This window comes from Streptomyces sp. NPDC096013 (genome assembly GCF_044763565.1).
Lineage (GTDB): Bacteria > Actinomycetota > Actinomycetes > Streptomycetales > Streptomycetaceae > Streptomyces.
In genome coordinates this window covers 616,363-629,596 of the sequence record NZ_JBIWGK010000003.1, presented here as the reverse complement: position 1 = coordinate 629,596, position 13,234 = coordinate 616,363, and the positions used below count along the sequence as shown (strand labels likewise).

At 69.9% G+C, this 13,234-nt stretch carries 12 protein-coding genes and 1 tRNA gene; 9 read left to right on the top strand and 4 right to left on the bottom strand.

Translation table 11 applies throughout. The annotated features are described in order from the left end of the window. The first annotated feature begins 236 nt into the window (after positions 1 to 236). Positions 237 to 1,490 (top strand): cell wall metabolism sensor histidine kinase WalK, encoded by a 1,254-nt coding sequence (locus ACIRB1_RS14305; RefSeq protein WP_266771034.1) that lies wholly within the window; start codon positions 237 to 239, stop codon positions 1,488 to 1,490. Then, entirely contained in the window at positions 1,487 to 2,167 is a 681-nt protein-coding gene (locus ACIRB1_RS14300; RefSeq protein ID WP_009340348.1) for a response regulator transcription factor, read from the top strand. The genes ACIRB1_RS14305 and ACIRB1_RS14300 overlap by 4 nt, the downstream gene beginning before the upstream one ends. Before the next feature lie 91 nt (positions 2,168 to 2,258). Here ACIRB1_RS14300 and ACIRB1_RS14295 read toward each other — a convergent pair whose 3' ends face one another. Next, on the bottom strand, positions 2,259 to 2,882 hold the full coding sequence (locus ACIRB1_RS14295; protein ID WP_403465706.1) for a DUF461 domain-containing protein: 624 nt from the start codon (positions 2,880 to 2,882) through the stop codon (positions 2,259 to 2,261). 588 nt (positions 2,883 to 3,470) lie between these two features. Between ACIRB1_RS14295 and ACIRB1_RS14290 the strand changes: the two genes are divergently transcribed. The 6 genes from ACIRB1_RS14290 (at position 3,471) to ACIRB1_RS14265 (ending at position 9,840) form a co-directional block, all read left to right on the top strand. Next, positions 3,471 to 3,953, top strand: a complete 483-nt coding sequence (locus ACIRB1_RS14290; protein ID WP_003953493.1) for a CarD family transcriptional regulator — start codon at positions 3,471 to 3,473, stop codon at positions 3,951 to 3,953. 295 nt (positions 3,954 to 4,248) lie between these two features. Beyond that, complete coding sequence (ispD, locus tag ACIRB1_RS14285; protein WP_352183165.1) at positions 4,249 to 5,001, top strand: 2-C-methyl-D-erythritol 4-phosphate cytidylyltransferase; 753 nt, start codon at positions 4,249 to 4,251, stop codon at positions 4,999 to 5,001. Continuing rightward, complete coding sequence (ispF, locus tag ACIRB1_RS14280) at positions 4,991 to 5,485, top strand: 2-C-methyl-D-erythritol 2,4-cyclodiphosphate synthase (RefSeq protein WP_403465705.1); 495 nt, start codon at positions 4,991 to 4,993, stop codon at positions 5,483 to 5,485. Before ispD ends, ispF begins: the two co-directional genes overlap by 11 nt. A 136-nt stretch (positions 5,486 to 5,621) precedes the next feature. Continuing rightward, positions 5,622 to 7,022, top strand: a complete 1,401-nt coding sequence (gene cysS / locus ACIRB1_RS14275; RefSeq protein ID WP_352183167.1) for a cysteine--tRNA ligase — start codon at positions 5,622 to 5,624, stop codon at positions 7,020 to 7,022. Between the two features lie 111 nt (positions 7,023 to 7,133). Further along, positions 7,134 to 8,075, top strand: a complete 942-nt coding sequence (gene rlmB / locus ACIRB1_RS14270) for a 23S rRNA (guanosine(2251)-2'-O)-methyltransferase RlmB (RefSeq protein ID WP_352183168.1) — start codon at positions 7,134 to 7,136, stop codon at positions 8,073 to 8,075. Positions 8,076 to 8,193: 118 nt separating this feature from the next. Then, positions 8,194 to 9,840, top strand: a complete 1,647-nt coding sequence (locus ACIRB1_RS14265) for a DoxX family protein (protein WP_403465704.1) — start codon at positions 8,194 to 8,196, stop codon at positions 9,838 to 9,840. A gap of 124 nt (positions 9,841 to 9,964) precedes the next feature. On the opposite strand, the gene ACIRB1_RS14260 is transcribed toward ACIRB1_RS14265, so the two are convergent. From ACIRB1_RS14260 to ACIRB1_RS14250, 3 genes are all read right to left on the bottom strand, one after another. Then, on the bottom strand, positions 9,965 to 10,696 hold the full coding sequence (locus tag ACIRB1_RS14260; RefSeq protein WP_352183170.1) for a nucleotidyltransferase family protein: 732 nt from the start codon (positions 10,694 to 10,696) through the stop codon (positions 9,965 to 9,967). Positions 10,697 to 10,792: 96 nt separating this feature from the next. Beyond that, a complete protein-coding gene (locus ACIRB1_RS14255; RefSeq protein ID WP_352183171.1) occupies positions 10,793 to 11,248 on the bottom strand; it encodes a hypothetical protein in 456 nt (151 codons plus the stop codon). A 369-nt stretch (positions 11,249 to 11,617) separates the two neighbouring features. Next, the gene (locus ACIRB1_RS14250) at positions 11,618 to 12,754 is read right to left on the bottom strand and encodes a sn-glycerol-3-phosphate ABC transporter ATP-binding protein UgpC (RefSeq protein ID WP_352183172.1); all 1,137 of its coding nucleotides are present in this window, start codon (positions 12,752 to 12,754) and stop codon (positions 11,618 to 11,620) included. A 260-nt stretch (positions 12,755 to 13,014) separates the two neighbouring features. Here ACIRB1_RS14250 and ACIRB1_RS14245 point away from each other — a divergent pair. Further along, positions 13,015 to 13,088: transfer RNA gene (locus ACIRB1_RS14245), tRNA-Thr, on the top strand. Positions 13,089 to 13,234 lie beyond the last annotated feature (146 nt).

The window sequence follows — 13,234 nt, the reverse complement described above, 5'->3', positions numbered from 1 at the left end:
GTGCTTCGGGGGTCAAAAGGGCTCAGGGGGGCTCGGTGGACTCGGGGGCCCGGGCCCGTCGGTGTGACGTAAACCGGCCCTTCCACCCCACGCTCCCACGTTCCCGTTCCTACGCGACGGTTTACGCCACCCCAAATGAATCAATACTGGCTCCAAGGTGAACTCTGGGCGACGAGTGTTCGAGGTCGCACTCCGATGGCTGTGGCCAGGAGGTATCCCATGCCTAACCTGGGGGCATGGACGTGAACGCGGCGGTCGCCGCAGCGGCAGCGATCGCCGGGGTACTCACCGGTGTCATCGCCATGCTGGCGTTCCGCTGGAGCGAACGCGACCAGAAACGACCGACCAGAACCTCCCTGCATACGGACCCGGTGCTTCCGCCGGGTGTGGACACCGTGCTCTCGGTGCTCCGCTCCTCCGCCGTCGTCCTCGACGAGGCGGACGCCGTGGTCAAGGCCAGCTCGGCGGCGTACGCCCTCGGACTGGTCCGTGGCGGAAAACTCTCCGTCGACCCCATGCTCCAGATGGCCCGGGACACCCGGCGCGACGGCGAGATACGCCAGGTCGAGCTGGATCTGCCCCGGCGCGGCACCGGACGAGGGGAGGCCCTCGCGGTCTCCGCCCGGGTGGCGCCGCTCGGCTCCCGGCTCGTCCTGCTCCTCGTGGAGGACCTCACCGAGGCCCGCCGTATCGAGGCCGTACGACGAGACTTCGTGGCGAATGTCAGCCACGAGCTGAAGACCCCCGTCGGCGCGCTCTCCCTCCTGTCGGAGGCGGTCATGGACGCCTCCGACGATCCTGAGGCGGTGGAGCGTTTCGCCGGCCGCATGCAGATCGAGGCCACGCGCCTGACCAATCTCGTGCAGGAGCTCATCGACCTGTCGCGGGTCCAGAACGACGACCCCCTCGAAGACGCCGAACCCGTCCGCGTCGACGAACTCGTCGCCGAGGCCATCGACCGCTGCCGGCACCAGGCCGGCACCAAGCAGATCACCATGGCCGCCGGCGGCACCGCCGACCTGCATGTCTACGGGAACCGGGGCCAGCTGGCCGCCGCCCTCGGAAACCTGGTCGAGAACGCCGTCAACTACTCGCCCGCCCGCACCCGCGTCGGCATAGCCGCCCGCCGGGTGACCGCGCCCGGTGGCGACCACATCGAGGTCGCCGTCACCGACCAGGGCATCGGGATCTCCGAGAAGGACAAGGAGCGCGTGTTCGAGCGCTTCTACCGTGTCGACCCGGCCCGCTCGCGGGCCACCGGCGGTACGGGTCTCGGGCTGGCGATCGTCAAGCACGTGGCCGCCTCGCACGGCGGGGAGGTCACGGTGTGGAGCTCCGAGGGACAGGGCTCCACGTTCACCCTGAGGCTGCCGGAGGCGGGTGCGGCCCGCGACCGTGCCCACCAGCACCCCGACCTCGACGACGAGGTCGAGGGGTCCCCTGAACCATCCCCGTACGAACCGCTTCCCGCCCCGGAGGTCCTTCCGTGACCCGAGTGCTCGTCGTCGAGGACGAGGAGTCCTTCTCCGACGCCCTGTCGTACATGCTCCGCAAGGAGGGCTTCGAGGTCGCCATCGCGACCACCGGGCCCGACGGCCTCGACGAGTTCGAGCGCAACGGCGCCGACCTCGTCCTGCTCGACCTGATGCTGCCGGGCTTGCCCGGCACGGAGGTCTGCCGCCAGCTGCGCGGTCGCTCCAACGTTCCGGTGATCATGGTCACCGCCAAGGACAGTGAGATCGACAAGGTCGTCGGCCTGGAAATAGGAGCCGATGACTACGTCACCAAGCCCTTCTCGTCCCGTGAGCTCGTCGCCCGTATCCGGGCCGTCCTGCGCCGCCGCGGCGAGCCCGAGGAGGTCACCCCGGCCGCCCTCGAGGCAGGTCCGGTCCGCATGGACGTGGATCGCCACGTGGTCACGGTCTCCGGCTCCAAGGTCGACCTGCCCCTCAAGGAGTTCGACCTGCTGGAGATGCTCCTGCGCAACGCGGGCCGCGTACTGACCCGTATGCAGCTCATCGACCGGGTCTGGGGCGCCGACTACGTGGGCGACACCAAGACCCTCGACGTCCACGTCAAGCGCCTCCGCGCCAAGATCGAGCCGGACCCGGGCGCGCCGCGCTACCTGGTCACGGTCCGCGGCCTGGGCTACAAGTTCGAGCCGTAAACCGCGAGCGCGGTCCTACGGGTGCTACGACGATGGGCGGGACCTCTGCGCGAGGTCCCGCCCATCGTCGTAGTCGTACGACTGCTGCCGCTCAGCCGGTCGCGGTGGCCGTGGCCGTCGCGCTCGCGGAGGCCGAGCCGGTCGGGGTGGCCGACGTGCTCGTGCCCGGCTTCGGCGAGCCGGAGGCGCTCGGGGTGGTCGAGGGGATGGCGCTCGGGCCCCACTTGCTGAAGTAGCTGTCCGCCGGGACGACGAACGCGCTCAGGCTCACGGCACCGGTCTTGCTGAGGGTGAAGGTGACCTTCTGGGCGTTGCCGTCCGGGATGCTGCCGGAGTCGCTCAGCGCGGCGGAGGCGTTGCCCTTGCCGCCCAGGACGAGAGAGCCGAAGGCCGGGACGACCAGCTTGCCCTTGCCCTTGGCGGGGGTGAGCGTGGCGGAGCCGGCACCGTCGACGCTGACGGAGTCCAGGGTCTGGGGGTCCTTGCCGGTGTTGAACAGGGTCGCGGAGATCACCGCGGGGCCCTTGGCCGTGGTGTCGGGCTGGGTGATGACGAGCGCGTTCTGCACCTTGATGACACCGACGGAGACGGCCGCGTTGTCCGGCTTGACCTCCAGCGTCTGTGCGTTGTTGCCGGCTCCGCACGCGGCGAGCGAGGCGATCGAGAACGCGATGGCGGCGGCGGCGAGGGCGCCGCGTCGAAGGCTGCTGCTCACGGCGGCGGCTACTCCTTGAACGTGGGCGAAGCAGGGCGACTCCCGAATAAAGCCGCCCTAAGTGTCTGTCAGCGGCCTTAGGTTACCGAGCCGTTCCCGCACCACCGCACCCGACCCTCCCTCAACCGGGTGCCCGTGTGCCCCAAGTGACTCACGGGTCACTTGGGGCCGCCACTTGTCCGGCATTCACATAAGCGGCTCAGCCGTCCGCCGACGGATTTTCCGTGAAGAATGCAGGTCACCTCGGAGAATTGATCAACGGCTGTTCCGCGGGCCTCGGTGATCAATTCCGGATTCGTCTCGTACCGGGCTCCGCCCACCGAACGGAGTAGCGGAAGTCGAGCACTTGGAACCAGACATTTAGGGACGTTCGTCCGCTTGGAGGCGCCTCCGGATGTGTGTAACGTACGCGTTTCACCTCGCCCGGAGAGCCGCTCCGACCTGCGAATACCCTCTTCCGCTCGGCCTCCGCAGCACGTTCCTGTTGCTGTTGTCAAGCCCCGAGATATGCCCTGACCTGCGAAAACGCCATTCAGAACCCGCAGTTTCCGTGTTACCCTGGATAGCCACGGAAGGGGTACCTGTCACATGACGTTCAAGGTTGGCGACACCGTGGTCTATCCCCATCACGGGGCCGCGCTGATCGAGGCTATCGAAACTCGCCAGATCAAAGGCGTGGACAAGACCTACTTGGTGCTGAAGGTCGCTCAGGGTGACCTGACGGTGCGTGTGCCAGCGGACAATGCGGAGTTCGTCGGCGTACGTGATGTGGTCGGTCAGGACGGGCTGGACCGGGTCTTCGAGGTGCTGCGCGCTCCGTACGCCGAGGAGCCCACGAACTGGTCGCGTCGTTACAAGGCAAATCTGGAGAAGCTCGCCTCCGGCGATGTCATCAAGGTCGCGGAAGTTGTCCGTGACCTGTGGCGTCGTGAGCGCGAGCGCGGACTCTCCGCAGGTGAGAAGCGCATGCTCGCCAAGGCTCGCCAGATTCTGGTGAGCGAGCTCGCGCTCGCGGAGAACACGAACGAGGACAAGGCCGAGGCCCTGCTCGACGAGGTTCTCGCGTCCTGACGCAGGCAACTGGTACGCCCTGCTCAGCACACTGATATGCCGTGGTGCCCGATGACAGCTCCCTTGTCGCCGGGCGCTTCGGCATGTTCGGGGAGATTTTCCGACCCGTCCCGACACCGGCGACGCCGGGACTCCGACCTCGTCGAACGCCAGGGGAAACGCCCCCCGATAATGGTGCGCCGGGCCCGGGCAGCAGGCTCGACCGGTGTCACGGAAGGGTCCGGTCAAGGCGTCGCGCCCGGCACTCCTGAGGCCATACCCACGTAGGTCGAGCACACAAACCTGACAGGAACCGATGTCTGACGATTCGCGCTCTTCGCAGGCGCAGTCCTCCGTCGCCGCCGTGATTCCGGCCGCCGGACGGGGCGTACGCCTCGGACCGGGCGCCCCCAAAGCGCTCCGCGCGCTGAACGGCACCCCCATGCTCATCCACGCGATCCGCGCGCTCGCCGCGTCCCGGTCCGTGTCCCTGGTCGTCGTCGTGGCCCCGCCCGACGGCGCCGCCGAGGTGAAGACCCTCCTCGGCGCGCACGCGCTGCCCGAGCGCACCGACTTCCTGGTCGTCCCCGGCGGCGACTCCCGTCAGGAGTCCGTGAAGCTCGGCCTGGACGCGCTGCCGCCCGGCTACGACGTCGTCCTGGTCCACGACGCGGCCCGCCCGCTCGTCCCGGTCGACACGGTCGACGCGGTCATCGAGGCCGTACGCGACGGAGCGCCCGCCGTGGTGCCCGCCCTGCCCCTCGCCGACACCGTCAAGCAGGTCGAGCCCGCGGAGACCCCGGGCGCGCCGGAGCCGGTCGTCGCCACCCCCGAGCGGGCCCGCCTCCGTGCCGTACAGACGCCCCAGGGCTTCGACCGCGCCACCCTGGTCCACGCCCACGAGACGGTCACCGACAACGTCACCGACGACGCGAGCATGGTCGAACAGCTCGGCCTCACGGTCGTGGTCGTCCCCGGCCACGAGGAGGCCTTCAAGGTGACCCGCCCCCTGGACCTGGTCCTCGCGGAGGCGGTCCTGGCCCGCAGGAGGCTGAACGATGGCTTCTGAGACGTACCCCCTGCCCCAGGTCGGCATCGGCACCGACATCCACGCCTTCGAGGAGGGCCGCGAGCTGTGGTGCGCGGGCCTGAAGTGGGAGGGCGAGGGCCCCGGCCTGGCCGGCCACTCCGACGCGGACGTCGTCGCCCACGCGGCCTGCAACGCCCTCTTCTCCGCGGCGAGCCTGGGCGACCTCGGTCAGCACTTCGGCACGGGCCGCCCCGAGTGGTCCGGCGCCTCCGGGGCCACCCTCCTGACCGAGGCCGCGAGGATCGTCCGCGAAGCCGGCTTCACGATCGGCAACGTCGCCGTACAGGTCGTAGGCCCGCGACCGAAGATCGGCAAGCGCCGGGACGAGGCGCAGAAGCTGCTGTCGGAGGCGGCCGGGGCACCGGTGTCGGTTTCGGGGGCGACGACGGACGGCCTCGGGTTCCCGGGCAGGGGCGAGGGCTTGATGGCCGTGGCCACGGCGTTGGTGGTCAGACACGGTTGAGCGGTCCGGCTCCCAGGGGCGCGGGGCTGGGACGTCGGCGGCTCCGCCGCAGGGCGCGACCAGCCCCCGCCGGGCCCCCACACAACAATCGACCCAACCGTCTGAGGCACAGGGCAACGCCCACTACCCTTGTACCGTGACCATTCGCCTGTACGACACCAGCGCCCGGCAGATTCGCGACTTCATCCCGCTCACCGCGGGCTGTGTCTCGATCTACCTCTGCGGTGCCACCGTGCAGGCCGCCCCCCACATCGGCCACATCCGCTCCGGCCTGAACTTCGACATCCTCCGCCGCTGGTTCGAATACCGCGGCTACGACGTCACGTTCATCCGCAACGTCACGGACATCGACGACAAGATCATCACCAAGTCCCGTGACCAGGGACGCCCTTGGTGGTCGATCGGCTACGAGAACGAGCGCGCCTTCAACGACGGCTACAGCGCACTCGGCTGCCTCCCGCCGACGTACGAACCCCGCGCCACCGGCCACGTCCCCGAGATGATCGAGATGATGCGCGGGCTGATCGAGCGCGGCCACGCCTACGAGGCCGACGGCAGCGTCTACTTCGACGTGCGCTCGTACCCGGACTACCTGGAGCTGTCGAACCAGGACATCGACGACCTCCGGCAGCCCCCCGAGGACGGCATCACCGGCAAGCGGGATCCGCGCGACTTCGCCATGTGGAAGGCGACCAAGCCGGGCGAGCCCGACTGGGAGACCCCGTGGGGCCGCGGCCGCCCCGGCTGGCACCTGGAGTGCTCGGCGATGGCGCACAAGTACCTGGGCCCCGCCTTCGACATCCACGGCGGCGGCCTCGACCTGATCTTCCCGCACCACGAGAACGAGATCGCCCAGGCCAAGGGCTACGGCGACGACTTCGCGCAGTACTGGGTGCACAACGCCTGGGTCACCATGAGCGGCGAGAAGATGTCGAAGTCGCTCGGGAACTCCGTCCTCGTCTCCGAGATGGTCAAGGCGTGGCGCCCGATCGTCCTGCGCTACTACCTCGGCACCCCGCACTACCGCTCGATGATCGAGTACAGCGAGGAGGCCCTGCGCGAGGCCGAGTCCGCGTTCGCGCGGATCGAGGGCTTCGTGCAGCGGGTCGTCGAGAAGGCCGGGGGAGTCGTCGAGCCCGCCGCCGAGGTGCCGCCGGCCTTCGCCGAGGCGATGGACGACGACCTGGGCGTCCCGCAGGCGCTCGCCGTCGTCCACACCACGGTCCGCCAGGGCAACAGCGCGCTGGCCGCCGACGACAAGGAAGCCGCCGTAGCGCGTCTTGCCGAGGTGCGTGCCATGCTCGGCGTCCTCGGCCTCGACCCGCTGGACCCGCAGTGGGCGGGCGAGACGGACCGCGGCGAAGACCTGCACGGCGTCGTCGACACCCTGGTCCGCATGGTCCTCGACCAGCGCGAGGCCGCCCGGGGCCGCAAGGACTGGGGCACCGCGGACGCCATCCGCGACCAGCTCAACCAGTCGGGCCTGGTCATCGAGGACGGCCCGCAGGGCCCCCGCTGGACCCTCGGCCCACGCTGAACCCACCCCGGTCAACGAAGATCGACTGTGCCGCCCGGCCTCCCGGGCGGCACACTGCATAGACGTACGTATTCACCGCACTCCACGACGGATCACACAGACAGGTAGGTCATGGCAGCCAACAACCGCCGCATGTCCGGCAAGAAGGGCGCGCAGGTCGGCAGTGGCGGCCAGCGGCGCAGGGGCCTCGAAGGCAAGGGCCCCACCCCGCCCGCCGAGGCGCGCAAGGGCCACAAGAAGAACCGCATCGCCAACGCCAAGGCCAAGCAGGTCCAGCGCCGTCCCGCACCGCGCGGTCGCGGCGGCAAGGGCACGTCCGAGATGGTCGTCGGCCGCAACCCGGTCGTCGAGGCGCTGCGCGAGGGCGTCCCGGCGGTCACGCTCTACGTCCAGCAGTTCATCGACAACGACGAGCGGGTCCGCGAGGCGCTCCAGCTCGTCGCCGAGCGCGGCGGCGTCCACCTCATGGAGGCCCCCCGCCCCGAGCTGGACCGCATGACCAACGGCCTCAACCACCAGGGCATGGTCCTCCAGGTCCCGCCGTACGAGTACGCGCACGCCGAGGACCTCGCCAACGCGGCCTACGACAAGGGCGAGGACCCGCTGATCGTCGCCCTGGACGGGGTGACCGACCCGCGCAACCTCGGTGCGATCGTCCGCTCCGTCTCCGCGTTCGGCGGCCACGGCGTCCTCGTCCCCGAGCGCCGCGCGGCCGGCATGACCGCCGGCGCCTGGAAGACGTCGGCGGGTACGGCGGCCCGTACGCCCGTCGCCCGCGCGACGAACCTGACGCGCGCGCTGGAGGCGTACAAGAAGGCCGGTCTCGCGATCGTCGGTCTCGCGGCCGACGGTGAGCACGAGGTCGGTGAACTCCCCGCGCTGGCTGGCCCGGTGGTGGTCGTCGTCGGCAGCGAGGGCAAGGGCCTGTCCCGACTCGTGGGCGAGACCTGCGACTTCAGGGTGCGTATCCCGATGCCCGGCGGCGCGGAGTCCCTCAACGCCGGTGTGGCGGCCGGAGTCGTGCTCTACGAGGCGTCCCGCAAGCGTTCCTGAACGGACGTTCGGCACCGTCACCCACTCGGGGCGATCTGTGGGTCGAGGGCGAGCTTGACGCTGTCCGGACACATCCGGCAAGTCAAAGCAGTGTCCTAAACACACGTCACTCGGTTAGATGAGTGTGGACACCAGAACACCCCGCACACCCACGGGGGACCGCTCGTCGGGATTCGACGACGCTCCCGCGCTGAGCATGGTGAAGGTGCCGAGCGATCCGGCGCAGGTCATCGTCAATCATGCGAGCTTCCGCGTGCAGCTGGGCGCCTCGACGCGCACCCAAAACCCGCGCCTCGCACGGCACTTGAGTGCCGCCGAGGACACCGCCCGGATGCCGGCGGCCGGCGCGGGTGCCGCGCGCCGCAGGCCCGTCGTCTGGAGCGGCAAGTCCGCCCCGGACGACACCGGCGCCCACCGGCTCCTCCAGGCCGTACGGGGCAGCGGCGTCCGCCACGGCGAACAGCCGGCCGGCGACGCCGGGGCCACGCAGGTCATCCCCCGTATCGACGACGGCGGTTACGCCGCCGGCTACGACGGCGACCTGACCGCGCAGACCCTGGAAACGCCCCTGGTCGGAGCCCAGCGCGGCCACGCCCACGACACCGGCGAGAACCGACTCCTGCCGCAGATGCGGACCGTGGGCAGCGCCTACGACGAACCCGCCTACGGGGACCGGGAGTTCGAGGACTACGACGCCGACGAGTCGGACGCGCGGCGCGACCAGCGGGCCAGACGCTACGGCAACGACCCGGTACGGCACGCCTATTACCCCGGCCGCCGGATGAACCTCGGCGTCGTCCTCCTCCCGCTCCGCATCTTCCTCGGCTTCATCTCCATCTACGCCGGCATGGGCAAGCTGTGCGACCCCGTCTACTTCGACGGCGGCAAACGCGGCTCCATGGTCAAGTGGCTCAACACCCTGCACCCGTGGGAAGTCGCCGAGCCGCTACGGCAGTTCGCGCTCCAGCACCCCGTCGGCTCCGGGCTCGTCATCGCCTTCGCCCAGGTCATCGTGGGCGTCCTCACGATCCTGGGCCTGTGGCAGCGGGTCGCCGCGGTCTTCGGCGCGCTGCTCTCCGCGGCACTCATCGTCACGGTCAGCTGGAAGACCGTCCCGGCCTACGACGCCCCCGACATCATCTACCTCGCCGCCTGGTCCCCGCTGATCATCGCGGGCGCCCCCGTCTACTCCGTCGACGGCCGCCTCGCGGGCAGCGCCTGGCGCCGCCTCGGACCCCGCGCCGACATCTGGGAGCTGCGCCGCTACGTGCTGCGCCGCGGCGCCCTCGTCACGGCCGTCTCCATCGGCCTCACCCTGCTCATCGGCTCGCTGCTCGGCGGTGCGGTCCGCGACTCCAGCCGTGTGGTCGTCCCCGGCCCCGGCGAGGCCCCGCGCAACGAACTGCCGGGCACCCCGCTCCCGGGCGAACCGACCAGGAGCCACAGCAGCAGTCCCAAGGCGTCCAAGTCCCCATCCCGGCACGCGCCTTCGGCCAAGCCGTCGGGCGCCGCGACGACCCCGGGCGCGACCCACTCCTCGTCCGGTACGGCCACCAGCGGCACCCCCAGCCAGACCCAGGGCACGGCGGGCCGCACCCAGCCCCAGCAGTCCTCCCCGGCCGGCCAGGCCCCCAGCACCACCTCGGGACCCACGTCCAGCGGTGGCACCAGCGGCGGCGGCACCGGCACCAGTGGCGGCTCCAGCACCGGAGGTTCCTCCTCCTCCTCCGGCCAGCCGGGCCTGGTGGGCGGCCTGTTGGGGTAGCTGGGCCGGTGGGCGGCTTGCTGAAGCAGCCGCCCACCGGCTGATCCCCGGTGAGTACGACGAAGGGGCCCGCACACGAAGGTGCGGGCCCCTTTCGGCACCCGAAACACGGCCTGACCGGCCGTCAACGCCCCAGCGCGGCAAGCTCCTTGGCGGCTTCGGTCAGATCCTTCGCGGTGTCGATGGCCCGCCAGTAGGCCCCCTGCGGAATCGGGAACCCGGCCAGCCTCAGCTCACGCGCGAGGTGCGGGAACGTCGTCCGCTCGTGATCCCCCCGCTCCGGCAGCAGGCCCGCGAACTCGGGCGAGAAGACGTACACGCCCGCATTGATCGCGTACTGCGTCGGCGGCGACTCGATGAAGTCCGTGACATGCCCGAACCCGTCGGTCTGCACGGCCCCCCACGGAATCCGAGGCCGAGCCAGGGCGAGCGTGGCCACCGCGTCGCGCTCGGTGTGGAAGTCGGCCATGTCCCGCAGCGAGAAGCGGGTCCAGATGTCGCCGTTCGTCGCGAACCAGGCCTTGTCCGGCCGGGGCAGATGCGCGGCGGCGTACTTGAGCCCGCCACCGCGGCCCAGCGGCTCCGTCTCGACGACGGTCCTCACGTCGACCGGCAGATCGGCCGACTTCAGCCAGTCCTGCAACACCTCCGCGAGATGCCCGCAGCTGACCACCACGTCCGTCACGCCCTCCTCGGCGAGCCAGACGAGCTGATGGCCGATGATCGGAGTCCCGGTGCCGGGGATCTCGACCATCGGCTTGGGCCGGTCGTCGGTGTAGGGGCGCAGCCGGGACCCCTGGCCACCGGCCAGGATCACGGCTTGGGTGGGCCGCGACGCGGCGTTCGGATCGGTCATGACCCGAACTGTACGTGGCGGCCCGACCGCATCTTTCGGCTGCAACCGTTCCTTAATCAGCCGTTACCGACCTCCTACTCCGGGCACCGGCTCCGGTCAGCTGTGCGCGGCCATGACCCCGGAGGCGAACGAGGTGTCGCACACGGGGCGGGCGTAGGACTGGGCACGCGTCGCGCCGTAGATGCGGACCGCGGCGCGGCCGAGGGCGCGGGCGATGGAGGTGCAGTGCGTGGCGAGCGACGGGTGGCCGTTCACCGCCTCCTGGAGGTGGGTCAGGACGACGCCGGGGTTCTTGTCCTGGAGCTCCGTCATGAGCTGGTCGCGCAGGATGTCCTGCGGGGCGCGTGCGGCGGCCCGTGAGGAGGCTCCGGCGGCCGTGACGTCGGTCGCGGTGAGCATCGAGCTGGAGGGGCTCCCCGACCAGTTGACCCGGGTGACCGCGAGGGTCCCGGAGAGCACCATGACGACAGGCAGGACAAGGGCGAGCGTGCGGCCGACCCGGCGGGCCGGGCCCCGGCCGCGTCGCGGCTGTTGGTTATTGGAGTGCTTCACGCGTGTGAGGGTAGCGTCCGGTAATGATTTGGCGACATTTAGTCACCAATTCGGGGGATGGATCGGTGCCTCGAATTGGGTAAGGCGTTGACGAACGCTGCTCGAAATGACCGGTCTGCCGGGGTATTTGTCGACACGGCCGGGCGTCCGGACGCAGCAGGAAGGGCCCCGCGGCGATCCGCGGGGCCCTTCCTGGGAACGTTTGATCAGACGGTGAGTTCTGACTCACCGATGCTGCCCGGCCGGCTGTCGCCGAAGCCTGACTGGTCGGTGACGCCGACCGGCCGGTGACGTCAGGCCGGCCGGGGAAATCCGGTCAGGCAGTGACGTCAGGCCGGCCGGTGAAATCCGGTCAGTCGGTGAATCCGGTCAGTCGGTGAGGCGCTCGCCCGTGGAGGTCGAGAACACGTGGATCTCGCCCGGACGCGGGACCACGTGGAGCGTGGAGCCCTTCTCCGGCACCGAACGGCCGCTGACGCGGACGACGAGGTCCTTGAGCTCGTCGTCGACCTTGGCGCTGCCGTAGACGTAACCGTCGGCGCCCAGCTCCTCGACGACGTTCACGGAGACCGCGAGACCGGCCGGGGCGTCCTCGGAGTCCTTGGTGAGGGACTTCGCGGCCTCGCCGTTGTGCTCGTCGATGTCGAAGTGCTCGGGACGCACGCCGACGGTGACCGTGCGGTCGCCCTTGTCGGCGGCGGCCTTGAGGGCCTCGCGGTTGACGGGCACGACCGAGTTGCCGAACTTCACGCCGCCGTCGGTGATCGGGACCTCGATCAGGTTCATGGCGGGGGAGCCGATGAAGCCGGCGACGAAGAGGTTGGCGGGGCGGTCGTACATGTTGCGCGGCGAGTCGACCTGCTGGAGCAGACCGTCCTTCAGTACGGCGACCCGGTCGCCCATCGTCATGGCCTCGACCTGGTCGTGGGTGACGTAGACGGTGGTGATGCCGAGGCGGCGCTGCAACGAGGCGATCTGCGTACGGGTCGAGACACGGAGCTTGGCGTCGAGGTTCGACAGCGGCTCGTCCATGAGGAAGACCTGGGGCTCACGCACGATGGCGCGGCCCATCGCGACACGCTGGCGCTGACCGCCGGAGAGGGCCTTCGGCTTGCGGCCGAGGTACTCGGTGAGGTCGAGGATCTTCGCGGCGTCCTCCACCTTCTGGCGGATCTCGGCCTTGTTGACGCCGGCGATCTTGAGCGCGAAGCCCATGTTGTCGGCGACCGTCATGTGCGGGTACAGCGCGTAGTTCTGGAACACCATGGCGATGTCCCGGTCCTTCGGCGGCAGGTGCGTGACGTCGCGGTCACCGATGCGGATGGCGCCGGCGTTGACGTCCTCGAGCCCCGCGAGCATCCGGAGCGAGGTGGACTTGCCACAGCCGGACGGACCGACCAGAACGAGGAACTCCCCGTCCTCGATCTCGATCTCGAGTCCATCTACGGCGGGCTTCTCGGAACCCGGGTAGATCCGGGTCGCCTTGTCGAACGAAACAGTGGCCATGGTGAAGGGCCCCCTTCTACCGGCAGGAACGTGCCGGACGATCCGTTGTAGGAAGGTGGTGGTGTAGTCCACGCGAGTGAACTGGGTCAGGACGGTACCTGGCGTTCGCCTGCGTGTCAGTACCTCCGGGCATGTGAACTTCGCGGAAATTTTCGACAGGGGGGTGCGGGGACCTGGGTACACTGCTCGGGCATGTGATCGCGCGGGCGGTTCCGTACGTGGCGGTACGCGTGGCGAAGCGCGCGGTGACACATGCGCAGGCCTCCTTAGCTCAGTTGGCCAGAGCAACGCACTTGTAATGCGTAGGTCGTCGGTTCGAATCCGACAGGGGGCTCTCTCCGAAGCCCAGCCCAGACTGTGTCTGAGCTGGGCTTTCGTGTTTTGTGGATGCGGATGCGGGTCGACCGGGGGCGCGACGTTATCGCCCCCCCTGCCCCGCCTCGTCCCGGCCGACGCCGACGTGAAGGGCGATCACCCCTT

Bases quoted from the DNA above. Each gene is read 5' to 3' on its own strand.
- ACIRB1_RS14305 (WP_266771034.1), top strand. From the start codon at position 237: ATGGACGTGAACGCGGCGGTCGCCGCAGCGGCAGCGATCGCCGGGGTA.
- ACIRB1_RS14290 (WP_003953493.1), top strand. From the start codon at position 3,471: ATGACGTTCAAGGTTGGCGACACCGTGGTCTATCCCCATCACGGGGCC.
- ispD (WP_352183165.1), top strand. From the start codon at position 4,249: ATGTCTGACGATTCGCGCTCTTCGCAGGCGCAGTCCTCCGTCGCCGCC.
- ispF (WP_403465705.1), top strand. From the start codon at position 4,991: ATGGCTTCTGAGACGTACCCCCTGCCCCAGGTCGGCATCGGCACCGAC.
- rlmB (WP_352183168.1), top strand. From the start codon at position 7,134: ATGGCAGCCAACAACCGCCGCATGTCCGGCAAGAAGGGCGCGCAGGTC.
- ACIRB1_RS14265 (WP_403465704.1), top strand. From the start codon at position 8,194: ATGAGTGTGGACACCAGAACACCCCGCACACCCACGGGGGACCGCTCG.
- ACIRB1_RS14260 (WP_352183170.1), bottom strand. From the start codon at position 10,696: ATGACCGATCCGAACGCCGCGTCGCGGCCCACCCAAGCCGTGATCCTG.
- ACIRB1_RS14250 (WP_352183172.1), bottom strand. From the start codon at position 12,754: ATGGCCACTGTTTCGTTCGACAAGGCGACCCGGATCTACCCGGGTTCC.